Origin of the sequence: Curtobacterium sp. Arg-1 (genome assembly GCF_025643395.1) — a bacterium.
GTDB lineage: Bacteria > Actinomycetota > Actinomycetes > Actinomycetales > Microbacteriaceae > Curtobacterium > Curtobacterium poinsettiae.
In genome coordinates this window covers 2,209,173-2,233,973 of the sequence record NZ_CP095731.1, presented here as the reverse complement: position 1 = coordinate 2,233,973, position 24,801 = coordinate 2,209,173, and the positions used below count along the sequence as shown (strand labels likewise).

Annotated in this window: 18 protein-coding genes; 5 read left to right on the top strand and 13 right to left on the bottom strand. The window is 71.8% G+C overall.

Annotation, left to right across the window (positions count from 1 at the left end; all coding sequences use genetic code 11):
- Positions 1-88: 88 nt before the first annotated feature.
- From MXD64_RS10615 to MXD64_RS10605, 3 genes are all read right to left on the bottom strand, one after another.
- The gene (locus MXD64_RS10615; protein ID WP_017888209.1) at positions 89-802 is read right to left on the bottom strand and encodes a M50 family metallopeptidase; all 714 of its coding nucleotides are present in this window, start codon (positions 800-802) and stop codon (positions 89-91) included.
- A 163-nt stretch (positions 803-965) separates the two neighbouring features.
- Positions 966-2,780 (bottom strand): glutamine--fructose-6-phosphate transaminase (isomerizing), encoded by a 1,815-nt coding sequence (glmS, locus tag MXD64_RS10610; protein WP_263136406.1) that lies wholly within the window; start codon positions 2,778-2,780, stop codon positions 966-968.
- Between the two features lie 486 nt (positions 2,781-3,266).
- Positions 3,267-5,966, bottom strand: coding sequence for a helix-turn-helix transcriptional regulator (locus MXD64_RS10605; RefSeq protein ID WP_056068912.1), 2,700 nt, complete (start codon positions 5,964-5,966; stop codon positions 3,267-3,269).
- Positions 5,967-6,502: 536 nt separating this feature from the next.
- Here MXD64_RS10605 and MXD64_RS10600 point away from each other — a divergent pair.
- The gene (locus MXD64_RS10600; RefSeq protein WP_042539629.1) at positions 6,503-8,041 is read left to right on the top strand and encodes an MFS transporter; all 1,539 of its coding nucleotides are present in this window, start codon (positions 6,503-6,505) and stop codon (positions 8,039-8,041) included.
- Between the two features lie 74 nt (positions 8,042-8,115).
- On the opposite strand, the gene hisN is transcribed toward MXD64_RS10600, so the two are convergent.
- The 5 genes from hisN to aroA form a co-directional block, all read right to left on the bottom strand.
- Positions 8,116-8,904, bottom strand: coding sequence for a histidinol-phosphatase (gene hisN, locus MXD64_RS10595; RefSeq protein ID WP_017888204.1), 789 nt, complete (start codon positions 8,902-8,904; stop codon positions 8,116-8,118).
- A 19-nt stretch (positions 8,905-8,923) separates the two neighbouring features.
- Positions 8,924-9,055 (bottom strand): hypothetical protein, encoded by a 132-nt coding sequence (locus MXD64_RS10590; protein ID WP_263136405.1) that lies wholly within the window; start codon positions 9,053-9,055, stop codon positions 8,924-8,926.
- 34 nt (positions 9,056-9,089) lie between these two features.
- Positions 9,090-10,097, bottom strand: a complete 1,008-nt coding sequence (locus MXD64_RS10585; RefSeq protein WP_263136404.1) for a hypothetical protein — start codon at positions 10,095-10,097, stop codon at positions 9,090-9,092.
- Between the two features lie 393 nt (positions 10,098-10,490).
- Complete coding sequence (gene rsgA, locus MXD64_RS10580; RefSeq protein ID WP_017888202.1) at positions 10,491-11,537, bottom strand: ribosome small subunit-dependent GTPase A; 1,047 nt, start codon at positions 11,535-11,537, stop codon at positions 10,491-10,493.
- 3 nt (positions 11,538-11,540) lie between these two features.
- On the bottom strand, positions 11,541-12,926 hold the full coding sequence (gene aroA, locus MXD64_RS10575; protein ID WP_263136403.1) for a 3-phosphoshikimate 1-carboxyvinyltransferase: 1,386 nt from the start codon (positions 12,924-12,926) through the stop codon (positions 11,541-11,543).
- An 81-nt stretch (positions 12,927-13,007) separates the two neighbouring features.
- Here aroA and MXD64_RS10570 point away from each other — a divergent pair, with 81 nt between their 5' ends.
- Together MXD64_RS10570 and MXD64_RS10565 are read left to right on the top strand one after the other, a co-directional pair.
- Positions 13,008-13,859 (top strand): sigma-70 family RNA polymerase sigma factor, encoded by an 852-nt coding sequence (locus MXD64_RS10570; protein ID WP_194590660.1) that lies wholly within the window; start codon positions 13,008-13,010, stop codon positions 13,857-13,859.
- Positions 13,856-14,098, top strand: a complete 243-nt coding sequence (locus MXD64_RS10565; RefSeq protein WP_017888199.1) for a zf-HC2 domain-containing protein — start codon at positions 13,856-13,858, stop codon at positions 14,096-14,098. The genes MXD64_RS10570 and MXD64_RS10565 overlap by 4 nt, the downstream gene beginning before the upstream one ends.
- A gap of 81 nt (positions 14,099-14,179) precedes the next feature.
- Here MXD64_RS10565 and MXD64_RS10560 read toward each other — a convergent pair whose 3' ends face one another.
- Positions 14,180-15,631 carry a LamG-like jellyroll fold domain-containing protein gene (locus MXD64_RS10560; protein ID WP_263136402.1) on the bottom strand — a complete coding sequence of 484 codons (1,452 nt, stop codon included), beginning with the start codon at positions 15,629-15,631 and terminating at the stop codon, positions 14,180-14,182.
- 50 nt (positions 15,632-15,681) lie between these two features.
- Positions 15,682-16,263 carry a hypothetical protein gene (locus MXD64_RS10555; RefSeq protein ID WP_263136401.1) on the bottom strand — a complete coding sequence of 194 codons (582 nt, stop codon included), beginning with the start codon at positions 16,261-16,263 and terminating at the stop codon, positions 15,682-15,684.
- 115 nt (positions 16,264-16,378) lie between these two features.
- On the opposite strand from MXD64_RS10555, the gene MXD64_RS10550 reads away from it, so the two are divergent.
- Positions 16,379-16,819, top strand: a complete 441-nt coding sequence (locus MXD64_RS10550) for a GNAT family N-acetyltransferase (RefSeq protein ID WP_042539621.1) — start codon at positions 16,379-16,381, stop codon at positions 16,817-16,819.
- A gap of 79 nt (positions 16,820-16,898) precedes the next feature.
- Here the strand turns inward: MXD64_RS10550 and MXD64_RS10545 are convergent, their stop codons facing one another.
- Positions 16,899-20,645 carry a multifunctional oxoglutarate decarboxylase/oxoglutarate dehydrogenase thiamine pyrophosphate-binding subunit/dihydrolipoyllysine-residue succinyltransferase subunit gene (locus tag MXD64_RS10545; RefSeq protein ID WP_175470728.1) on the bottom strand — a complete coding sequence of 1,249 codons (3,747 nt, stop codon included), beginning with the start codon at positions 20,643-20,645 and terminating at the stop codon, positions 16,899-16,901.
- 177 nt (positions 20,646-20,822) lie between these two features.
- Between MXD64_RS10545 and MXD64_RS10540 the strand changes: the two genes are divergently transcribed.
- Complete coding sequence (locus MXD64_RS10540; RefSeq protein ID WP_042539619.1) at positions 20,823-22,262, top strand: GuaB1 family IMP dehydrogenase-related protein; 1,440 nt, start codon at positions 20,823-20,825, stop codon at positions 22,260-22,262.
- A 97-nt stretch (positions 22,263-22,359) separates the two neighbouring features.
- Here MXD64_RS10540 and MXD64_RS10535 read toward each other — a convergent pair whose 3' ends face one another.
- A complete protein-coding gene (locus MXD64_RS10535) occupies positions 22,360-23,397 on the bottom strand; it encodes a hemolysin family protein (RefSeq protein WP_259552712.1) in 1,038 nt (345 codons plus the stop codon).
- On the bottom strand, positions 23,394-24,794 hold the full coding sequence (locus MXD64_RS10530) for a hemolysin family protein (protein ID WP_017888192.1): 1,401 nt from the start codon (positions 24,792-24,794) through the stop codon (positions 23,394-23,396). Before MXD64_RS10530 ends, MXD64_RS10535 begins: the two co-directional genes overlap by 4 nt.
- Between the last annotated feature and the right edge of the window lie 7 nt (positions 24,795-24,801).

Here is a 24,801-nt window from a genome sequence, read left to right as displayed (position 1 = left end):
GACACCTCCGGGGGTCGTGTGGCGGTAGCCTCGCAGCCCCTCGGAGCGGACAGGCGATTGCGGCCCCCGGTTACGTGGCCGCCACCCCTCAGACGAGCGCGCGGACCCCGGCGACGACGGTGTCCCAGACCTGGAGCAGGGGCTCACGCGCCAGCCACACCGCGACGGCGTTGACGAGGACGAACAGCACGAACCACAGCGACGCCGGCACCCGCATCTCGGCTGCGGCGATGTGGAAGTCGGTCTGCACCCGGGCGCCGGTGAGCAGCCAGCGACCGACCTGCACCACCGACCGCAGGCCGTCGACGACGAAGAAGGCCCCGACGGCGGCGACCACCAGCACGGTCACCTCGGACGGGCGGACGGCCACCCACAGGGCGAGGGCGTCGAAGCCGAGCACGACGAGCAGGCCGAACCAGTTCCGGACGAAGGCGAGCGCCACGAGGCCGATGACCGCGAGCACCACCACGGGCAGCCAGCGGGAGCCGTGCAGCACCCCGGTGACCAGGAGCACACCCGCCCACAGTGGTGCGCTGTAGCCGGCGTACAGGTTGAGGATGCGGACGAGCCACCGGATGCCGCCGGGCACCCGTCCGAGTTGGACCCAGGCCTCGCCGGAGCCGTCCGGGTGCAGTTCGATGCGCTGGATGCGTCCGCCGAACGGCACGACGACGATCGCGTGTCCGACCTCGTGCGCGATGGTGGCGGCGATGCGTGCCACACGGCCGACGAACGGCACGAACGGCAGGACGGCGCCGACGAGGAGCGCGACGAAGACGAGGGGCGGGGCTGCGGTGGTCAAGCCACCAGCATCGCAGCCCCGCCCAGGAAGATCCTGCGGGACCGGCGTCAGGGGAGCACGGCGGTCGTCAGCACCACCGTGACCAGGACCACGGTGCTGGCGATCGCCAGGGCGGTGAGGACAGCGAGGAACACCGTCAGGCGGTTCACGCGTCGGCGCCCGGCTACTCGACCGTCACCGACTTCGCCAGGTTCCGGGGTTTGTCGACGTCGCACCCGAGCTGCAGGGCGAGTTCACGGGCGAGCATCTGCAGCGGCACGACGGCCTCGAGCGGACCCCACGGCGCCGTCATCGCGCCCCAGGCCAGGTCACCGGTGCCACGGCGGCCGAGCGCGGGGATGTCCGCCGACTCGCCGCCGATGGTGATGACGAAGCCACCGCGGGCCCGGACCTCGGCGATCGCCGACCGGATCTTCGGTTCGCCGTGGTCGATGACGACCACCGGTGTGCCCTCGTCCACCAGGGCGAGCGGTCCGTGCTTGAGTTCACCGGCGGGGTAGGCCTCGGCCCAGCGGTAGCTGAGCTCCTTGAGCTTCAGGGCGCCCTCGGCGGCGTACGGCAGCCCGGTGCCACGGCCGAGGAACAGGAATCCGGTCGCCTCCTTGACGCTCGACGCCAGCAGCGGCATCCGCTCGGCGGACACCCGCGCGGCGTGCTCGATCCGGGCGGGCAGGTCGAGCAGCTCGTCGACGAGCACCTGGGCGTGCGACGGCTCGATGCGGCCGGAGGCGACCATCGCGGCGATCATCGCCGCGACGCCGACGACGACCTGCGCCGTGAACGTCTTCGTGGCGGCGACCCCGATCTCCGGACCGGCGTGGCAGTCGAGCACGGCGTCCGCTCGTCGGGCCAGCGAGGAGTGCATGTTGTTCGTCAGCGCGAGCACCGGGTGGCGGTCCTCGAACCGGTCCAGGGCGCGGAGCACGTCGGCCGTCTCACCCGACTGGCTGATCGCGACGACCAGGGTGCCAGGACCGAGCACGGCCTGGTCGGCCTCGCTCGCGACGACGATGTCGGTCGGCACCCCGCCGATCCCGCGCAGTGCCGTCGCGATCACCTGACCGGCGTTCAACGACGTGCCGCAGGCGACGATCGCCAGCCGGTGGAAGCCGGCCAGACCGAGGCCCACCCACATGCTGCCGTCGGCGGTGCGCCGGGCCACCCGTTCCAGGATCGTCGCGACGACGTCGGCCTGCTCGCCGATCTCCTTGGCCATGTGGTCGGTGTGGTCACCGAGGTCGAGCGCGGCCGCGGCGAACGGGGACGCCGTGGGGAACGGCACGGGCACCGTGATGCCGTCGGACGACCAGGTCCAGGCTTCGCCGAGCTCGACGACGTCGCCGTCGCGGAGCGCCACGAACGTCTCGCACCACTCGGCGATCGCACCGATGTCGCTCGCCACGAAGTCACCGCGGCCGGAGCGGGCGACGACCAGCGGGGAACGGTCCGCCGCCACGACCATCCGGCCGTCCCGGGCGTCCAGCACCACGATCGCCCACGACCCCTCGAGCTGCGCCGTCGCGATCTGCACCGCGAGCATCAGGTCCGGGTCGACCGTCAGGGCCCGCTCGACCAGGTGGGCGATGACCTCGGAGTCGACGTCGGACCGGAACCGGTGCCCCTGCGCCTCGAGCGTCTGCCGCAGCCGCTCCGCGTTCTCGATGATGCCGTTGTGCACGATCGAGATCCGGCCGGTGCAGTCGGCGTGCGGGTGTGCGTTCGCCTCACGCACCGCACCGTGCGTGGCCCAGCGGGTGTGGCCGATGCCGATGCCGGTGAGCGCGTCGCCGGAACGGGCCGCGACGAGCGTGCGCAGGTCGCCGACGCGGGAGACCGAGCGGATCGTCTCGGCGCCGCCGACGGCCGTCCGGACGGCGATGCCGGCGGAGTCGTACCCGCGGTACTCGAGTCGTTCGAGTCCGTCGAGCAGGTAGGGGGTCGCGTCGTCAGACACGCGGGCCGCGATGATGCCGCACATCGGTTGTCCCTTCGGGGGAGCGAGGGTGGGTGGAACGGGGCGGTGGGGCTGCACCGACCGCCGTCGGGTCTGCCGCGCGTCCGGGTCCCCTGGGCGAGGGAACCGGCGCCCGTCCTCGGATCAGGCGAGGACGGACGTCGGTGTCGTTGGGCCGAGGGGCTCGGGTACCGGACGGGGGTACCGCGGGCTGGCCCCGGGGGAGGGGCACGGCGGTCGGTGCAGGAGAAGCCTCACCCGCCGCCGACCCCACGGCAACACCGGTCGGCCGCTCTTGCGGTTCCCCGCGCGCGGGGGCACACCGCCCTGCGGGCGCGTGCGGACTCCCGCAACCGCGCGCGCTTCGCGTGGAGCGACGCGCCAGCGGCGCGCGGCGCCAGCGCCGACCGAGCCTGCGAGGTCGGTTGCGTGAAGACGTGGAGCGCAGACGGACAGGAGGCCCGGTACCAGCTGGTACCGGGCCTCCCCTTCATCCTGTGGTGGCGTCTCCTACGTGAGGAGCGCGACCAGGTGCGATCGCGACCGCGCGCCGACCTTGCGGTAGATCTGCGTGAGCCGCAGTTCCACCGTGCGCTGCGACATGAACAGCGACGACGCGATCTCACGGTTGCGGTACCCCTCGGTGACCTTCTGCACCACCGCGCGCTCCTCGGCGGTCAGCGACGTGAGCACCGCCGACGCGTCCGGCGCGCTGCGCGGCGTCCCGGGGAACGCCGGCGACAGCACCGGCGCGGACCGGACCGACGACGAGCCCGTGCCGAACGGCGGCATCGCCGCAGCCGGCGCCGGGGTCACGAGCGGACGACGCAGGCCCGCCGCCTCGTAGGCCGCTGCGGCCGCCGCACCCAGGCGCGGACGCTCCGCGGGGTTGCCGACCGCGGCCAGCGCCGCGAACGTCCGGGCCCGCTCGTACTGCGAGTCGTGCGGCTGGAACAGCTCCAGCGCGCGGCGACGAGCCGACTCGCGGGTGGTGTCGTCGGCGACGAGCGCCAGGCTCCGCGCCAGCACCAGGGCACCCCACCGACCCGGGCGGGCGTGGTGGTCCGCAGCGAGACGGGCCGTGATCGTCCGGGCATCGTCGATCCGACCGAGGCGCACGTACGCCTCGACCAGGTCACCGAGGTGCCGGAGCACCGCCGGGTTCCGGAGCGACCGGCCGATCGCGTCGGCGGCCTCGAGCGCGGTCGCTGCCTCGTCGAGCCGACCGTCGAGCAGCAGGACCTTGCCGCGGAGCGCGTGCAGCTTCGCCGTCGCACCCCAGAGCCGACTCGTCGAACGGTGCTCGAGGCACCGGTCCACCACGTCGAGCGCCTCGGCCGACCGGCCCTCAGCGAAGTGCCGCCACGCGACGGCGATCGCCCGGGACGGCTCACGCAGCCGCTCGGCGACGGACGAGCCGGACTCCCAGACGTCGATCGCGCGGAGCGCCTGCCGGAAGTTGCCGGAGCGCACCTCGTTCTCGGACGTCAGGTACCGGGCCGCCTCGTTCCACACCGCCGCGGACTCCTGCCCACGGGCGAGCACGAGTGCGAACACCCGTCGCGCGCTCCGGTAGCGCTCGCCGATGCTCAGCGCGTGGGCGAGGAGCAGCAGGGCCGGGTCGGACATCGCCACGAGCGCCGACGTCGCGAGCCCGTCGTGCAGCTCGGTGTCGGGCGGCAGCACGCCGTCCACCGCGGCGATGAGCTCGCGCGCGGTCGTCGTGATCTCGAGGGTGTGCGCGGACGCCGACGCCTCGAGCGGTTCGATCCGGTGCAGCAGGTCCTTCGCCTGGTCGAGCTCCCACGCCTCGGCGCGGAAGCACGCCACCATGGCCATCAGTCCGGCGACGGCGTCCACCTCGGTGGGGTCGGTCGCGTCGACGGGGACGAGCAACTCGTCCGCGTGCACGGCGTCACCGCTGAGGTACTCGGCCGAGTACTGCAGACGCAGCCGGCGGACCTCGTTCGGCGTCGTCCGGAACGGACGGAGCGCCGCCAGGTACCGCGCGGCGAAACCGAGCAGACGCTTGCCGAGCATGGCCTCCGCGACCCCGAGGAGCGCGACGTGCTCGTCCTCGGTCCCGCCACCGATGTGCAGGGCACGCTCGGTCAGCGCGATCGCGGCGTGCACGGCACCGTCCACGACGTACGACCGTGCGGCCTGCAGCAGTGCGACCACGTCGGGGACGTCGTCGACGAAGCTCCGGTGCCACGCGGCCGACCGCGGGTCGGTCTCGGCGCTCGCGGTGGCCAGCTCGGCGTGTGCCGCGCGGCGGTCACGGGCGGGCATCCGCCAGTAGAGCGCGGAACGGACCAGCGGATGCCGCACGGTGACGCTCTGCCCGCGGACGGTCGCGAGACCGGCCCCGACCAGGTCGTCCAGCTCGTCCCGGTCCCACGCCGTGGTCTTCGCGACGGGCACCAGGGCGAGCTTCGCGAGGACGTCCAGATCGCGTCCTGCGGCCGGCTCGAGTGCGAGCGCAGCGATGGCCTCGGTGGTCGGAGTGGGGCGGAGCGGGAGCACGATCGGCTCGGCACCGGTGAGCTGCTCCCGGGTGAGCACCGCGAGCTGTTCGCGGAGCGCGCCGGGGTTGCCGCCGGTCTCCTCGGCGAGGACGGCGAGGACGCCGTCGTTCGCCTCGGCCGGTGCCATGGACCGGGCGAGGAGCAGGGCCTCGTCCGACGGCAGCGGCTCGATGCGCAGGGTCGGCAGGGCCGCGAGCGGACCGTCCGACGGCACCGAGCGGACCGTCGCCACGACGCGTAGGGCGGTGCCCGCGAGTCGTCCGGCGAGGAACGCGATGAGCTCCTGGCTCTCCGTGTCCATCCGGTCGAGGTCGTCGATGAGGACGAGCGTCGGCGGCAGGGTCAGAGCGTGCACGGCGTCGAGGAAGTCGTGCGCCGCCGCCAGTCCGGCCGTCACAGCGGCCGCGGTCCCACCGGCCTGCAGCAGGTGGGCGATGTGCGCGGTCGCTCGTGGGTCGTCCAGCGCGGTGAACAGGGAGGTCACCCCGGCCAGTGGCCAGCGGGATTCACTCCCGTTGACACCGACCCGGACGATGGGCAGGGAAACGCGGTTCGAGACCGCGTCGAGGACGCTGCTGCGTCCGGAACCAGGGTCGCCGACCACGACCATCGCGGACTCCCGTGGGAGCACTGCGAGGGTCGCGATCCGGTCGACCTCGAGACGTCGACCGGTGAGTGCCATGACTCACCGGCCTCCGGGTCCGGAGGCGGATGCTGCGAGGAGGGCGTCGGCGAACACGGGGGTCGCTGCGACGGGGCGCACTGCGGCGGACCGGGCTGCTGCACGGCGGGTGACCGTGGCGGAGCGCGGACGAGAGGCGGCGACTGAGCGCGCGCCGGAACTGTCGTGGATTGGATGCGGTCGTCGAGTGAGGGTGCACTCGGTTCCGCTCGGGAACGATGATGTCATCGTCTGTATCACCCCTCGGGTTAGGGTCTTCGGACGAACACGACGGGTCGGTTCCACCGTTCGGATCTAGGGAATCCGAGGGCGTCACGTGACCTGCCGTCTGGAGCACGATAACTCAGGTCTCGTCCCGCTGAGCGGACTCGCGCGGACGGATGTCCACATCCGTGCCCCCAGTACGGGGGGCCACGAGGGGGCCCCTCTTCCGCTCGCTGCGGGGTGTCCGAACGAGCCGATCGGGGCCGTCGGAGCCAACCGGGGTACAGGGCTGTCCGGACCGTGTTCGTCGCCGCAGGTGTACCACGGACGGGATGTCCAACGCCGAACCGACCGACGCCCGCCTCGATGACCGCACCCGGTGGCGCGCCTTCGCCGTCTGCGTGGCGGTCGCGGCCCTGACGATCCTCGACCTGTCGAAGGTGAACGTCGGGCTGCCCTCGATCGAGCAGTCCCTCGGGGCCACCAGTTCGTCGCTCCAGCTCATCGTGGCGGGGTACGCGCTGGCCTTCGGTCTCGCCCTCGTGCCCGCCGGCCGGCTCGGCGACCTGAAGAGCCGACGGGTCATGTTCATCGTGGGGCTCAGCGCGTTCACCGGATCGAGTCTGCTGTGCGCCGTGGCGCCGAACATCGAGGTCCTGATCGTCACCCGGATCCTGCAGGGCTTCGCCGCCGGCATCCAGATGCCCCAGGTCATCGGACTCGTGCAGCAGCTGTTCCGGGGGCCGGAGCGGGGCCGTGCGTTCGGGCTGTTCGGCGCGATGATCGGCATCTCCACCGCACTCGGCCCGACCATCGGTGGTGGCCTCATCGCGATCGGCGGCGAGGAGTCCGGCTGGCGGCTGCTGTTCTGGATGAACGTGCCCCTCGGCATCGCCGCGCTCGTCTTCGCCATCCGCCTGCTGCCGAAGGGGGCTCAGGGGACGGCGCAGGACCGCGAACTGGACGTCGTCGGCATCCTGCTGCTCGGTGCGGCCATCGTCACCCTGATGCTGCCCTTCGTGCTGACCAGCGGCGGTGGTGGTTCCGCGACGCGCTGGTTCTGGCTGGTCGGCTTCGCGGTGTTCCTCGTGCTGTTCGTGCTCTGGGAACAGCGGTTCAAGCGGCAGGGCAAGTCGCCCGTGGTGCACTTCGAGCTCTTCCGACTGTCGTCGTACCGCAACGGACTGTCGATCGTCGCCGTCTACTTCGCGGCGCTGCCGGCGTCCTTCCTCATGGTGACGCTCTACCTGCAGGAGGGCCTCGGCCTCTCGCCGCTGTTCGCCGGCATGGTGAGCATCCCCTTCGCGGCGACGAGTGCCGTGGGCTCGTACATCGGCGGACGGATCGTCGACCGGGTCGGGCGGGCGCTGGTCGTCGCCGGGCTCGGGATGGTCGTCGTCGGCTTCCTGCTGCTCATGCTCGCCGCGGTCGCCACTCCGCCGGAGGTCACCCCGTGGGCGATGGCCGGAGCGTTCCTGGTGGGTGGTCTCGGTGGCGGGTTCGTGGTGTCACCGAACCAGACGCTGACCCTGGCCGAGATCCCCGTCGAGCAGTCCGGTGTCGCGGGCTCGATGCAGCAGCTCGGGCAGCGGGTCGGGACGGCGATCGGTACCGCGGTCGCGACGAGCATCTTCTACGGCATCGTCCGGAGCCAGACGGCGGGGTCGGGGTCCGGCGGGTCCGGTCCGGGCAGCCGGCTCGACGCGTACCACGACGCGTTCCGCAGCGGCACGACGTTCACGGTGTCGCTGATGGCGCTGGCGTTGGTGCTGGCGGGCGCGGACCTGGTGGCACGTCGCCGGGCGGCGCGGCGGTCCGAGGGGGAGTCCGAGCGTTCCGACGCGGCTGCGGAGCCCGCCGACCGCGGCTGATCCGCTCGAGGGCGGCCGATCCGCTCGAGGGCGGCCGATCCGCTCGAGGGCGGCCGATCCGCTCTGCCGCCGGCCTAGGACTCGCGGCGGATGACCTCGACGACGGCGTCGTGCACCAGGCCGTTCGTGGCGAGGGCGCTGCCGTGCCAGGGCCCGGGGTCGCCGTCGAGCGAGGTGAAGCGACCGCCGGCCTCCTCGACGATGGGGACGAGGGCGGCGATGTCCCACGGCTTCAGGTCGGGTTCGCCGGCGACGTCGAGGACGCCCTCGGCCACCATCATGTACGACCACATGTCGCCGTAGGCCCGGGTGCGCCAGACCCGGCGGGACAGGTCGACGAGCGGCTCGAGGCGGTCGTCGTCGTCCCACTGCTGGATGCTGTTGTAGCTCAGGCTGGCGTCGGCCAGGTCGGCGACCCCGGACACCCGGAGCGGTCCGTCCAACGAGAACGCACCGGAACCCTCGGCCGCCCACCAGCGCTTGCCGAGGGCCGGAGCGCTGACGACGCCGAGCACCGGGCGACCGTCGACCGCGAGCGCGATCAGGGTCGCCCACACCGGCACGCCACGCAGGTAGTTGGCGGTGCCGTCGATCGGGTCGACCACCCACTGCCGGTGCCCTTCGCTGACGGCCTCGGCTCCGGTGTCGGCCGTGGTCTCCTCACCGAGGAACGCGTCGTCCGGTCGCTCGGCGGCGAGCCGCTCGCGCAGGGCCCGTTCGACCGCCTGGTCGGCGTCGGTGACGTGCGTGCTGTCGGCCTTCTTCGTCACGTGCAGGTCGGCGGCACGGAAGCGCTCGAGGCTGATCGCGTCGGCGGTGTCGGCGAGGGAGCGGGCGAAGTCCAGGTCGGCGCTGAGGTCCACGTCGCCCAACCTACCGTCGCTACGCGGCGACGACCTCTTCTTCCTCGAGCCGGGTGACCTCGCGTTCGCGGGCGATGCGGGTCCGGCGTGCGACGAGCCCGTGCACGACGGCACAGAGCAGGAGCGCCGCCGCCAGCCAGAGGGCGAGCACGAGGGACGGCCGGCCGAGCGACGCATCCGGGAAGCTACTGCAGGTCCTGTGCGGCCTGCAACCACGCCGCGCCGCTCCAGAAGGTGTGCAGCGCGGCGAAGAACCCCGGCTGGAACGCCGGCTGGAAGATCCCGCCGGAGGACGTGAAGTTCAGCATCACGAACAGCATCGTGAGGATCGGGGTGGTCCACCGTCCGAGCACGGGGTGCAGCCCGACGCCGAGCGCGACGATGATCGCGTCGTAGAGCCAGGCGAACAGGAACACCTGCCAGTGGTGCGTGGTGATGACGCCGTAGACCGGGCCGGCGACGACCACACCGATCCCCGCGACGACCCCGGCGGTGGCCAGGCCGATGACCGCGGTCCACACGGTACGGAGCTTCGTCGCGACCGAGGCCACGGCGATCGCGGACGCGTACCCGCCGACGCTCAGGGCCACGAGCAGGAAGAACAGCCCCTGGCCGGTGGTGTCCTGGCTGCCCGTGGGCACGACGTCGACGACCCGGAACGGCACGTGCTGGTCGTAGGCGATCGGCAGGAACACCTTCTGTGCGGCGCTCGCGGTCGTCTCCGACGCGGCGGTCGAGACGAAGAGCGTGGCACCGGTCGCGGTGGGCGCGTAGACCGCCGCGAGGTCGCGGTCGCGCACCTGCTGCTCGGCGGCCTTCGTCGAGGCGACGACGTGGGCCACGAGGGCGCCGCCGGACTGGTCGGTCACGGTCTGGGCGAACACCTGGGTGGCGGCGCCCTGGCCGACGATGCCGACGGGGAGTTCGTGCGGCGCCGGGGCGTGGAAGGCGCCGAGGTACGCCAGGCCCATGCCCGCGGCCAGGAACAGCGGCACGAGGATGTGCGAGGCGAACGTCAGCAGCACGCGACCGAGGCCGGCCGGGCGCAGGATGCTGTCGGAGCCCTGCGGCTTCGGGGCTCGCGAGGACTTGTGCGTGGGGGAGTGGTGCGCGTGCGACGTCGTCGTCGTGCTCGGGGACGGGGCGTCGACAGCGGGGGTCGGCGCAAAGTTGTACTTTGCAACTTCGGACACGATCGCCAACTGTACAACGCCGGTGCGTGCTTGTCGACGCAGGCCCGGAGTCGAGTCGTCGTCCGGTGCGAGGTTGCCCGCTCCGTGCGAGGCCGCGAGCCCGCACGGAGCGCGCGACCTCGCACCGTTCAGAGCCCCTCGCACGGTGCGAGGTCTGCGCGGTGCGACGGGGCGGGCGCGGGCTGAGTGGTCACGACTCACCGCGCGCCGGCGCTCGGGCGGTCACGAACTGTCGGATGCCGCGCCGCCAGCCGACAGTTCGTGACCGCTCGACGCACACACCGCGGGGTGTCGTGACCAGCCGCCGACCAGCGCCGAGCGCCGACCAGCCGCCGACCAACCGCCGAGCGCCGACCGGCCGCCGACCAGCGCCCGCAGCCACCGCCCCTCGCGCTACTCCGAACCGGGGTCCGACGCGCCCATCCCGGTCAGCAGCGCCCGGAACGAGTCGAGCCGCTCGACACCGGTCGGCCCGAGCTCCCCGTCCTGCACCCGGTCGACGATCTCCCAGTCGTGCGCCTGCGCCAACGGGATGCCGTCCCGCGCGGGAAGCACCGGGATCGCGTGCGAGGCGAACGCCCGGAACACGTTCGCGGGGTCGACGTGCCCCAGGCCGAACGACCGCACGCCCGGGGTGTCGATGATCCAGCCACCGTCACGGACCCGCAGCGCGATCGACGACGAGGACGTGTGCCGCCCCCGGCCGGTCACGGAGTTCACGACGCCGATCGCCCGCGTGGACCCGGTCAACGCGTTCACCAGGGTCGACTTGCCGACGCCGGAGTGCCCGACGGTCACGGTCACCTTGTCGTCGAGCAGCTCGTGCAGCGCCTCGAGCGGGACGTCGTCCGAACGGCTCGTCACGATCCGCAGGTCCAGGCAGCCGAAGTGCGCCAGGAACGCAGCCGGGTCGGCGAGGTCGGTCTTCGTGATGCAGAGGATCGGGTCGAGCCCCGCGTCGAACGCCGCCACCAGGTACCGGTCGATCAGGCGGGTGCGCGGCTCGGGGTCGGCGGCGGCCACCACGATGAGCATCTGGTCGGCGTTCGCCACGATGACGCGCTCGACCTCGTCGGAGTCGTCGGCGCTCCGGCGCAGCAGGGTGGTGCGTTCGGCGACCTTCACGATGCGCGCGAGCGACCCGGGGTCCCCGGAGACGTCCCCGACGAGCGACACGTGGTCGCCCGTGACCACGGACTTCTTGCCGAGCTCGCGGGCCTTCGTGGCCGTGATGACGTGGTCGTCGATCAGCACCCCGAACCGCCCGCGGTCGACGTTCGTCACCCACCCGACGGGGGCGTCGTCGTAGGTCGGCCGGGTCTTCGTGCGTGGCCGGTTGCCCTTCGGGTTCGGACGCACCCGGACGCTCGACTCGTCGTACTGCCCGTACGGCTCGTCCGCGTCGGTGTCGTCACCGTCGGCGTCGTCCCACCAGCTCATGCGTCAGTCCCCACTCACCGGTGCAGCACGGACCGAGGAAGCGACGAGTGCCGCCCACAGCTCCGGGAACTGCGGCAGCGTCTTCGCCGTCGACCCGATGTCGTCGACGGCGACGCCGTCGACGACGAGGCCCACGATCGCCCCAGCGGTCGCCATCCGGTGGTCGTCGTACGCGCCCCATGCGCTGCCGTGGAGCGGCGCCGGCTCGATCCGCAGGCCGTCGTCGAGTTCGTGCACTGCGCCTCCAGACCGGTTGAGGTCCGCCGCCAGCGCGGCCAGGCGGTCCGTCTCGTGGCCCCGCAGGTGCCCGATGCCGGTGATCTCGCTCGGCCCGCCGGCCAGCGCGGCCAGCGCGACGAGCGCCGGTGCGAGTTCGCCGCCGCGGCTCAGGTCGAGTTCGAGACCCGGCAAGGAGGCCCCGCCGCGGATCCCGACGCCGCCGTCGACGAGCAGGTCGTCACCGTCACGGGCCACGGTCGCCCCCCACAGGGGCAGGAGCGTCTCGAGGTCGGCGCCGACCTGCGTCGTCTCGGTGGGCCAGGTGCGGATGCGGACCGTACCGCCCGCGACGAGCGCGGCCACCGCGAACGGAGCGGCGTTCGACAGGTCGGGCTCGATCGTGACGTCGCGCGCGCCGATCGGACCGGGGTGCACGACCCACTCGCCGACCGACGGTTCGTCGACCCGGACGCCGCGGGCACGGAGCGCCGCGACGGTCATCTCGATGTGCGGCATGCTCGGCAGACGCTCGCCGACGTGGGTCAGGTGCAGTCCCTCGTCGAAGCGGGGTGCCGACAGCAGGAGCCCGGAGACGAACTGCGAGGACGCCGACGCGTCGATCGTCAGTGCACCCCCGCGCACCGAGCCGGTGCCGGTGAACGAGAACGGCATCGAGCCCCCGCCGTCGTCCGTGACGTCGACACCGAGGTCCACGAGGCCCTGCACGATGGCGTGCATCGGCCGCTTGCGGGCGTAGGGGTCGCCGTCGACCGTGACGGGCCCGACGGCCAGGGCGGCGAGCGGCGGCAGGAAGCGCATCACGGTGCCGGCCAGCCCGCAGTCCAGGCGGACGTCGCCGTGCATCGGGGCGGGCGTGACCCGGAGGTCCGGGCCGTAGGGGTTCGGGGCGGTGCCGGCTGCGGGCGCGAGTTCCTCGATGCCGACGCCGAGCGCCCGGAGGCCGGCGATCATCAGTGCGGAGTCGCGCGAGTGCAGCGGCAGCCGGATCGTCGAGGGGCCGTCGGCGAGGGCCGCGAGCACGAGCTCCCGGTTCGTCAGCGACTTCGACCCGGGCAGCGCGACGTCACCGCGCAGCGGCCCCCCTGCGACCGGGGCGATCCAGGGTGCGGCGGGCTGGGTCCCGCTCTGGGAATGCGTCGTGTCTGCCATCGGTTCACCAGGGTACTGAACGCACCGGGAGGATCAGTGGCGACAGCAACACTCGCTCGAGAGCGGACCAGCACGGCGACCGTGCTGACCGCGGTGCCGACGACGCTCGGCACGCTCGGCCTAGACTTGGCCGCGATGACGACCGACGAACCGCAGGCAGCTCCGCACCACCTGGTCGACGAGACCGAGGTGCAGCTCGACGCCGTCGAAGACGAGCAGACCGCCCTCGACGACGCAGCCGACGAGCCCGTGGACGCGAAGACCGTCTCCGAGGCGGAGCTGCGGTCCCTGTTCGAGGACCAGGCCCTGCCCTTCATGGACCAGCTCTACGGCGCGGCCATGCGGATGACCCGCAACCCGGCCGACGCGTCGGACCTGGTGCAGGAGACATTCGTCAAGGCGTTCGCCGCGTTCCGCCAGTTCAAGCAGGGCACGAACCTGAAGGCCTGGTTGTACCGGATCCTCACGAACACGTTCATCAACACGTACCGCAAGAACCAGCGGAACCCGTACCAGGGCACCATCGACGAGCTCGAGGACTGGCAGCTCGGCGGCGCCGAGAGCGTCACCCAGTCGATCTCCGCCCGGTCCGCCGAGGCCGACGCGATCGACCACCTGCCGTCCTCCGCCGTGAAGGACGCCCTGCAGGCCATCCCCGAGGACTTCCGGATGGCCGTCTACTTCGCCGATGTCGAAGGCTTCTCGTACCAGGAGATCGCCGACATCATGAAGACCCCCGTGGGGACGGTCATGAGCCGCCTCCACCGTGGTCGCCGGCTCCTCCGTGGGCTCCTGGCGGACCACGCCCGTGAGACCGGCATCGTCCCGGATGCAGCGTCGACGGCGACGATGCGCGGACGAGGCCGGGGCGCGGCGCCGACGACGAAGGCAACCGCGGCCACGGGTCGCACCGGACGGAAGGACGCACGATGAGCGGCTGCGACTGCTCGAAGGCGAAGGCCGAACTCGAGGAGTTCCTGCACGACGAGCTCCGCCACGAGGACGCTGCGGACATCCGCGAGCACATGGACGGGTGCGAGGACTGCCAGACCGAGCACCGCGTCGGCGTCGTGCTCATGGAGACCGTCCGCCGTGCGTGCAAGGAGACCGCTCCGGACCAGCTGCGCAGCGAGATCCTCGAGCGCATCCGGCAGGAACAGTCGACGCACTGACGTCACAGGCCGGGCGCACGCCCGGCTCGGGTGGCGCCCGGACTGGTCAGGCATCGGCGTTCGCCTCGGCCCGGTCCGGCGTCAGCGGCCGGCCTGGAACGCACGGGTGATCGCCGCTGCGTCGAGGACGCGCTCGTGCACCCGGACCGTGTCCACGTCGCCGGTGTAGACGTAGTCGCCGGCGTTCGGCCAACCGGCCAGCGTCTGGCGTCCGGCGCGCCAGTGTCCGGCGTACTGCCGCAGGGTGACGGCATCGGAACGACTGCCCTGCAGCTGGCCGTCGACCCAGAGCGCCATCGATCGCGACTGGAACGTCGCGACCGCGTGGTGCCATTCGCCGTCGGTGACCGTCGCCGTCGATCCCAGCGTGAACTTGAACTGCGACCCTGATCCCTCGACGCCGAACCGCAGGACTCCGTCGGCACCGATGTACAGGTGCCGGTCGCGGTACTGGGACGCGGCAGAGCGGTCCGAGCCGAAGCCGAACACGCGCCCGCCGTCGGTGTCCTGGGTGCGGAACCAGACCTCGATCGTGAAGGCGTTCGGAGCGTCGACCGCGGTGTCGGTGACCGCCCACCCTTCGGCCCCGTCCTCGGTCCAGAACGTCGCGTACGGGTTCGTGGCGCAGTCGGCGTCGACCCGGGCAGCGGCGGGCGTGAAGGTGCCGTCGGCCCCGGACCCGCTCGAGTCCACGACCCGGGGGCCGCTCTTCTCGGCGAAGTCCCACGCGAGTGCCGCGCCGGGTGCGGGCTGGTGGAAGCACCCGAACCCGCCGGTGCCGAGTGCCGAGGCGGTGCCGGTCGAACCGCTGAAACCGGCTCCGGCCCCGAACCCGGTTCCCGCTCCCGCTGCGGCGAGCAGGGTGAGGACGATGGCAGCCGCCGTGAACGCCGCGACCGGCACGGTGGACGACGACACGGCGGTGACGGTGACGGTGCCGGGCTCCGCGACGACCGGCGAGTGGAGGTCCCGGCGCGGCGCGCCGCAGGTCCGGCAGGGGCGACCGGCGGTGATGTCCCGGTCGGCCCGCCCGGCGACGACGAGCACGGCGGCGACGACACCGGTCAGCAACAGGGAGGTCCAGTCGCCCCCGCGGATCCAGACACCGGGCAGCCCGACCCACGGGAAGCGCAGGACGCCGACACCGAGGACGGCGTCCGGGGCGACGGCAGTCCGGTCGGCCGTCGGGTTGGCGTCCCCGCGCAGGCGCAGGGCCCCGTCCTGTTCGACGCGTTCGAGCCGGTGCAGCCGGAGTCGGTCCCGGTGGTCCGGGTCCTCGACGAGCAGCACCCGTCCGGCCTCGACGGTGTCCGGGCCGGACGGCATCGCGGCGACGACGTCCCCGGTCCGGATGCCGGGGGCCATCGAGTCGGAGACGACGGTCGTCACGTGCCACCCGAGGGCCGCGGGGAGCGACGCCCACAGCGCGAGCAGCAGGGCCGACCAGAGGACCGTGCGTGCCGTGACCGCGAGGAGCAGCCGGGGCACGTCGCCGGCGCAGCGGACGTGACGGCGGGTGGTGGCGTTCGGCATCGGCTGCTCCTCGGGTCGGGCGGGTCGGGCGGGTCGGGTTCGGGACGGGGTCAGTCGGTCTGCGCTTCCCACACGAACGTGGTGCCCGCCTCGGACGACTGCACGGTGTTCGGGGCGCCCGCGCTCAGGTCGTAGCTGAAGCGGTAGGTCGTGCTCGCCGTACCCGTCGCCGGCTGCCACGCGTCGACGCCGGTGCCGAAGGACTCGGACTCCATCAGGCCGGCGAGCGTCCCGTCGTGCACGGTCGTCGCCGTGGTGAAGGTGCTGCAGTCTCCGGGGGTGCCGAGGCTGCCGCGCTCGACGGTCAGTCCCACGTGCTCGGCGAGTGCGTCGTCGTCGGCCTGGTCGGTGGTGAAGAGCTTCACGGTCGAGGCGTTGGTGGTGTTCGCCGTGACGGTGATGCAGTTCGAGCCGCTGGACCCGGGCACCAGATCGTCGGCGTCGAACATCGCGACGCCCTGGTCGTCGTCGGTGAGCGAGACGGCGCCGGTGCGCCAGCTGTTCGCGGCGTTGTCGGTGCTGCTCGAGAAGGCGGCGTACGAGGCCGTGGCGATGAGGGCACCGCTGGCGACGACGGCGAGCGGGAACGCGATCCAGGCTGCGGTGCGGCCGTGGCGGGAGGTGATGTGCATGGCTGTCCTGTCGGTCGGGATCACCCGGCGGGTGATATGACAGCAGAGTATATGAATATCAGTTGTTATGGAAGCCCGTCGCAACACGACCGGCGGCCCGGGTAGGTTGGCCGACATGACCCTCACCGTCGAGTCGACCACCGCCTGGTCCGACACGGACGTCGCCGACGTCGCCGCCCTCGTCCGCCTGCTCGGTCACGACGTCGACGACGCGTCGATGCGCGCCCGCCTCGAACGGCTCACGCCCGAGGCCGGGCACCGCACCTGGGTCGTCCGGGGGGACGACGGCCGTGTGGCCGCCGTGGCCGGGGCCCAGGTCACGTGGGCGTACGCCAGCGACGAACCGACGGCGCAGCTGCTGCTGCTGGTCGTCGACGACACGGCCCGGAGGCTCGGCACCGGTTCCGCACTCATCGACACGTTCGAAGCGTGGGCCGTCGAGCAGGGCGCGCGTCGCCTCAGCGCGGTCAGTGCGGCAGCGACGGACAACGCGCACCGGTTCTACCAGAAGCGCGGGTACCACGACGCCGGAGTCCGGTACACCAAGTTCGCCTAGGGGCGTCGCACTCCTCGGGAACAGCGAAGCGCCCCGCGTGGGAGTCCATCGGACTCCCACACGGGGCGCTTCCTCGTGGTTACGCCGACGTGCTCAGTGCCGTGTCGATGACGTCCGCGGCCTCTTGTGCGGAGCGCTTCGACGACCCGGTGGCCGGTGCTGCACTCGCCGAGCGGGCCGCGACGGACAACGGTCGGCCGCCCAGGTGCGGCGACAGGTTCATGCAGACGAACGGCCAGGCGCCCTGGTTCTCCGGCTCCTCCTGTGCCCACACGACGTCGGCGTCCGGGTAGCCGGCCAGCACCTCGAGGATGCGGTCGAGGGGGAGCGGCGCGAGCTGCTCGAGGCGGACGAGCGCGACGTCGGTGATCCCGCGCTTGTCGACCTCGGCGCGCAGGTCGTGGTGCACCTTGCCGGAGTGCAGCACGACCCGGCGGACGGCACCCTTGTCGGTGATCCGGTGGTCGTCCAGCACGGGCTCGAACGTGCCCGTCGTGAAGTCCTCGACCGCGCTCGTCGCCTGGCGGAGCCGGAGCATCGCCTTCGGCGAGAACACGATGAGCGGCTTCTGCGGACGGGCCCAGGCCTGTCGACGGAGCAGGTGGAAGTACGACGCCGGGGTCGACGGTCGTGCGACGATCATGTTGTCCTCGGCGCACAGCTGCAGGTACCGCTCGATGCGTGCCGACGAGTGGTCCGGCCCCTGGCCCTCGTACCCGTGCGGCAGCAGCAGGACGAGGCCGGAGCGCTGTCCCCACTTCTGCTCGGCGGACGAGATGAACTCGTCGATGACGATCTGGGCGCCGTTCGCGAAGTCACCGAACTGCGCTTCCCAGAGCACGAGGGACTCGGGGCGTTCCACCGAGTAGCCGTACTCGAAGGCCATCGCCGCGTACTCGCTCAGCAGCGAGTCGTACACGTAGAACCGGGCCTGGTCCTCGGTGAGGTTCGACAGCGGCAGCCACTCCTGGCCGTTCACCCGGTCGTGGAAGACCGACTGGCGCTGGACGAAGGTGCCACGGCGGGCGTCCTGTCCGGCGAGGCGGACCGGCTTGCCCTCGACCAGGATCGACCCGATCGCCATGAGCTCGGCCATCGCCCAGTCGATGCCGCCGTTGCGCGTCATCTCGGTGCGCTTGGTCAGCAGCTGCTGCAGCTTCGGGTGGATGGAGAACCCGGCGGGCGGGTTGCTGTGTGCGTCGCCGATCGCCCGGACGAGCTCGTCGGACACGGCGGTCTCGTGCACCTCGACCTCGGAGTCGTCGCGCTGCGCTGCCGGGCGCTCGAGGCCCTGCACCGCACCGTCGTCGTCGACCTCGATCACCGGGATGGTGCCGGTCTGCGCCTCGTGCGTCTCGGCGAAGGCGCGTTCCAGGCGGTCCTGGAAGTCGCGGTGCGCTTCGTCGTACTCCTCTTGCGTGATGTCACCACGGCCGACGAGGGCCTCGGTGTACAGCGTGCGGACGGAGCGCTTCGCCTCGATGAGGTTGTACATCAGCGGCTGCGTCATCGAGGGGTCGTCGCCCTCGTTGTGGCCGCGACGGCGGTAGCAGATCAGGTCGATCACGACGTCGCGGTGGAACTCCTCGCGGTACGCGAAGGCGAGCTCGGCGACGCGGGCGACGGCCTCGGGGTCGTCACCGTTCACGTGGAAGATCGGCGCCTGGATCGTCTTCGCGACGTCGGTGGAGTACACCGAGCTGCGCGCGGACTCGGGCGGGGTGGTGAACCCGACCTGGTTGTTGATGACGAGGTGGACCGTGCCGCCCGTGCGGTAGCCGCGGAGCTGCGACATCTGGAGCGTCTCGACGACCACGCCCTGGCCCGCCATCGCCGCGTCGCCGTGCACGAGCACGGGGAGCACGCCGAAGCTGCCGGGGGCCTCGCGGTCCTGCTTGGCGCGGACGATGCCCTCGAGCACGCCGTCGACGGCCTCGAGGTGGGACGGGTTCGCGGCGATCGTCACCGGGATGCTCGAGCCGTCGGACGTGCGGAACACGCCCTCGGTGCCGACGTGGTACTTCACGTCGCCGGAGCCCTGACCGGACACCGTGCCCGGCAGCGATGAGCCCTCGAACTCACGGAAGATCTGCCCGTAGGTCTTGCCGGCGATGTTCGTCAGCACGTTCAGACGGCCACGGTGGGCCATGCCGATCGCGACCTCGGCCAGTCCGGCTCCGGCGGCGTGCTGGATCAGGGTGTCGAGGAAGGCGATGGTGGACTCGCCGCCCTCGAGCGAGAAGCGCTTCTGCCCGACGTACTTGGTCTGCAGGAAGGTCTCGAACGCCTCGGCCTCGTTGAGCTTGCCGAGGACGCGGAGCTGCTCTTCCTTCGACGGCTTCGAGTACGGCACCTCGATGCGCTCCTGCACCCAGCGACGCTGTTCCGGGTCCTGGATGTGCATGTACTCGATGCCGACCGTGCGGCAGTACGCGTCGCGCAGGATCCCGAGGACGTCGCGGAGCGGTGCCGAGGTGGTGCCGGCGAGCCCGCCGGTGACGAACTCGCGGTCGAGGTCCCAGAAGGTGAGCCCGTGGCTCTCGATCTCGAGGTCGGGGTGGGTGCGCTGGCGGTACTCGAGCGGGTCGATGTCGGCCATCAGGTGCCCACGGACGCGGAAGCTGTTGATGAGCTCCTGCACGCGCGCGGTCTTGTTCACCCGGTGCGCCAGGTCGACGTTGATGTCGTTCGCCCACTGGATCGGCTTGTACGGGATCCGGAGCGCGGCGAAGATGCCGTCGTAGAACCCGTGCTCACCGATCAGGCGCTCGTGCACGTGCTTGAGGTACTCGCCCGAACCGGCGCCCTGGATGACACGGTGGTCGTAGGTGCTCGTCAGGGTGATGGTCTTGCCGATGCCGAGCTCGACCAGGGTCTTCGACGCCGATCCCTGGAACTGCGCCGGGTACTCCAGGGCACCGGCGCCGATGATCGAACCCTGCCCCTTCGTCAGACGGGGGACCGAGTGCACGGTGCCGATGCCGCCCGGGTTGGTGAGCGAGATCGTCGTGCCCTGGAAGTCCGCCGGGGTGAGCTTGTTGTCACGGGCGCGCTTGACGAGGTCCTCGTAGGCGGAGAGGAACTGGCCGAACGTCAGGGACTCGGCCCGCTTGATGCTCGGCACCAGGAGCGAGCGGGTGCCGTCCTTCTTGGGGACGTCGATCGCGATGCCGAGGTTCACGTGCGCCGGGGCGACGACGAACGGCTTGCCGTCGCGCTCTTCGTAGAAGACGTTCTGGCTCGGGAAGTCCTTCAGCGCCTGCACCATCGCCCACCCGATCAGGTGCGTGAAGGAGATCTTGCCGCCGCGGGCCCGCCGCAGGTGGTTGTTGATGACGATGCGGTTGTCGATCATCAGCTTCGCCGGGATGGTGCGGACGCTCGTGGCGGTCGGGACCGTCAGCGAGGCGTCCATGTTCGACGCCAGGGTCTTCGCCATGCCCCGGAGCGGGGTCGCCACGTCTTCGTGGGTCTCCTCGTGGTCGTCCGCGGCGTCGTTCGCCTCGGCCGGGATCGGCTGCGGTGCCGGCTGGCGCGAGGTGGTCTTCGCCTGGATCGGACCGGACTTGGCCTCGCCCGGAGCGTCACCGGTGGCGGGCTGCTGCGTCGACGACTGCTGCTGGGCCGGTGCCGGCTGCGCGGGGGACTGGGCCGGGGCCGCAGCGCCACCGACCTGCGTGCGGTGGTAGCTCTCGAGGACCGGCCACCAGGACTTGTCGACCGACTCCTTGTCCGCGACGAACTGCTCGTAGAGCTCGTCGACGAGCCACTCGTTCGCCCCGAATTCGCCCGCGGTCTCGTCCGTTCCGGTCAGATGGCTCGACACAGCCGATCGCCCACTCTCCGTCGATAGATGCTCGTGTGTGTCGTGCGGAGCAACCCTGCGCCGCACAGGTGCCAAGCCTAGCCGCTCCGACATGTCCGTTCCGTGTCAGCCGCGGCGCGAGTCGGTGGCCCGTGGGCACCCGGTCGGGGCCGTGACCGGAGCCGTACAGTGGAGCGCATGAGGTTCTACGAGACGCGGCCGACGCACGATCTGACCTACTCCGACGTCTTCCTCGTCCCGAGCCGTTCCGGTGTGACGAGCCGCTTCGACGTCGACCTGGCGGCGAACGACGGCAGCGGCGCCACGATCCCGATCGTCAGTGCCAACATGAACTCGGTCACGGGCCCCCGGCTCGCCGCCACGCTCGCCCGGCGCGGTGGCCTCGGCGTGCTGCCGCAGGACATGCACCTGCAGGACCTCGACGCCGCGATCCGCTGGGTGAAGGACCAGCCGGTCGACTTCGACACCGCCTACGACATGGGGGCGCAGACCACCGTCGCCGAGGCCCTGGAGCAGCTCCTGCCGGTCGCCGGCCGTGGCGTGGTCGTCCGCGACGCCGACGGCGAGTACCTCGGCTGCGTGCCCGCCACCCGCCTCGGCACCGCCGGCCCCGACGCCGTCCTCGGCGACCTGCTGCACGGAGCCTCGACCGCCATCGACGCCGAGGACGCCGGGACGCCCCGCCACGTCCACCAGGTGCTCTCCGCCGCCGAGGTCGACTTCGCGCCGGTGATGCGGCACGGTCGGGTCGTCGGCACCACGAGCCAGACGAGCGCGATCCGCTCCGACATCTACACGCCCGCCGTCGACGCCTCCGGGCGGCTCCGGGTCGCCGCCGCGCTCGGCATCAACGGTGACGTCGCGGCCAAGGCGAAGGCGCTGGCCGCCGCGGGCGTGGACGTCCTGGTCCTCGACACCGCGCACGGACACCAGGACGGCATGCTCCGTGCCCTCCGCACGGTCTCGTCCCTGCAGCTCGGCATCCCGCTCGTCGCCGGCAACGTCGTCACCGCCGACGCCGTCGCGCACCTGGTCGGCGCCGGGGCGGACATCATCAAGGTCGGTGTCGGGCCGGGCGCCATGTGCACGACCCGCATGATGACCGCCGTCGGCCGCCCGCAGTTCTCCGCCGTGCTCGAGACGGCCGCCGCCGCTCGGTCGCTCGGCGCGCACGTCTGGGCCGACGGCGGGGTGCGCTACCCGCGCGACGTCGCCCTCGCGCTGGCCGCCGGGGCGTCCGCGGTCATGATCGGCTCGTGGTTCGCCGGCACGCTCGAAGCGCCCGGTGTCCTGCGCCGCGACACTGCGGGCAAGGCGTACAAGGAGAGCTGGGGCATGGCCTCGGCCAAGGCCGTCCGCGAGCGCTTCGAGCGGCTCGACCCGTACGAGCGGGCCCGCAAGGAACTCTTCGCCGAGGGGATCTCGTCGTCGACGATCTACCTCGACCCGGAGCGCCCGAGCGTCGAGGACCTGCTCGACATGATCACCACCGGCGTCCGCAGCTCCGCGACCTACGCGGGCGCATCGTCGCTCGCCGAGTTCTCCGAGCGTGCGCTGGTCGGCATCCAGTCCGCCGCCGGGTACGAAGAGGGCAAGCCCCTGCCCGTCAGCTGGTAGCGCGGACGGGGCGCGCGTCGCCCTGGTCGCGACCACGAACGGACGGGAGGCGCGGTGCCAGCTGGCACCGCGCCTCCCGTCCGTCCTGCCGGAGCGTCTACCGGCGTCGGGTCGCGTCCTCGACCTCGCCGACGAGTTCCTCGAGGATGTCCTCGAGGAACAGCACACCGAGTGTGCGGCCGTCCGCGTCGAACGCACGCGCCACGTGGCGGCCGGCGGCCCGCATGGTCGCGAGCGCGTCCTCGAGGTCCATCTCGGTGTACAGCGAGATGAGCTGGCGGATGCGCTTCGGCGGCACCGGGTCGTCGAACTCGTCCGGTCGCAGGTCGATGACGTCCTTCACGTGCACGTAGCCCGTGGGGGAGCCGTCCTCGCCGACGAGCACGTAGCGGGAGAACCCACGCTGTGCCACGGCGTGCTCGACGTCGCCGGGGGTGGCGTCGTCGGGCAGTGTGACGAGCTCGGCCATCGGCACGGCCACGTCACGGACCTTCTTCTCGGTGAACTCGAACGCCAGGGCGAGCTTGCCGTCGTCGGTCAGGGTGCCCTCGCGGCGGGACTGCTCCACGATGGTCTGCACCTCTTCCACCGTGAACGCGCTCACCGCTTCGTCCCTCGGCTCGACGCGGAACAGTCGCAGCACGGCGTTCGCCACCTCGTTCAGGCCGACGATGACCCAGTGCAGGCCGTGGCCGATGTACCAGAGCGTCGGCACGAGCAGCAGCGCGGCGCGGTCCGGCATCGAGAACGAGATGTTCTTCGGCACCATCTCGCCGAACACGACGTGCAGGAACGACACGAGCAGCAGCGTGAACACGAAGGCCACCGTGCCGATCACCTCGGCGCTCCAGCCGGTCAGGTGCAGCGGGACCTCGAGCAGGTGGTGGATCGCCGGCTCGGAGACGTTCAGGATGAGCAGCGAGCAGACCGTGATGCCGAGCTGCGTCGTCGCGAGCATGCGGGTGGCGTGCTCCATCGCCCACAGCGTCATCTGCGCAGCCTTCGAGCCCTCTTCGGCGCGGGGCTCGATCTGCGAGCGGCGTGCCGAGATGACCGCGAACTCCGCCGCGACGAAGTACGCGTTGCCCAGCAGCAGGACGACGAGCCAGAAGATGCCCCACCAGTCGGAGCTCATCGGGTGCTGCCCTTCGTCGTGGTGGCCGCGGCCTTCATGGTGGTCGGGGTGCTCTTGGTGGACGGGATGATGATCGCGGTGGCCGCCGTGTCGGTCGGCTCGCGCGTCGGGGTCCAGCGGATGCGGTCGATCCGGCGGCCGTCCAGACGCTCGACGCGGAACACGCCGCCGTCCAGCGGGACCTCGTCGCCGACGACGGGCAGACGGCCCAACGTCGACATGACGAACCCACCGACGGTCTCGTACGGGCCGTCCTCGGGCACCTTCACACCGGCGCGGTCCTCGAGCTCGTCGGGACGCAGCAGACCGGGGAAGGTCAGCCAGTCTCGGGAGCGGACCACGTCGATGCGTGCGCGGTCGTGCTCGTCGGAGACCTCGCCGACGATCTCCTCGATCAGGTCCTCCAGCGTGACGACCCCGGCGGTGCCGCCGTACTCGTCGACGACGATGACCATCTGGTACCCGCGGCCGCGGACCTCGGCGAGCAGGGTGTCGCCCGGCATCGTCTCCGGCACGCGCTCGGCGTCGGTCATGAGCGCCCCGACGGGGACCTCCGGACGCTTCTCGCGCGGCACGGCGACGGCCTGCTTGACGTGCACGATGCCGACGACGTCGTCCGCGTCCTCCTCGATGACGGGGAAGCGGCTGAAGCCGGTCTTGCGCGCGAGGGCGATGACGTCCTCGGCGGACTCGGACACCCGGATCGTGGAGAGCCGGGGGCGCGGGGTCATCACGTCACTGGCGCTCAGCTCGGAGAACGAGATGGTGCGCTCGAGGAGCGTCGCGGTGTCCTGCTCGAGCGAGCCCTCGGACGCCGACCGGCGCAGCAGCGAGGTGAGCTCCTCGGCACTGCGGGCGCCGGAGAGCTCTTCCTGCGGCTCGATGCCCATCGAGCGCAGTACGGCGTTCGCGGTGCCGTTCAGCAGCGCGACCGCCGGCTTGAAGACCGTCGTGAACGCGATCTGCAGCGGGACCACGAGCCGTGCGGTCTGCAGCGGCAGCGCCAGCGCGAAGTTCTTCGGCACGAGCTCGCCGAGGATCATCGACAGCAGGGTCGCGATGACGAGCGCCACGATCGAGCCGACGGTCTCGACGATGCCCTCCGGCAGGTTCATCGCCAGGAACGGTGCCTCGAGCAGCTTCGCGATCGAGGGTTCGAGCAGGTAGCCGGTCAGCAGCGTGGTCAGCGTGATGCCGAGCTGCGCGCTGGACAGGTGGGTCGAGGTGACCTTCAGCGCGCCGATGACCGGTGCGAGGCCGGCCTCTCCGCGGTCACGCCGTGCTTCGACGTCGGCGCGGTCGAGGTTCACCAGCGCGAACTCGGACGCGACGAAGACACCCGTGCCGAGGGTCAGCAGGATGCCGCCGATCAGCATGACGATGTCGATCGGACTCATGATTCAC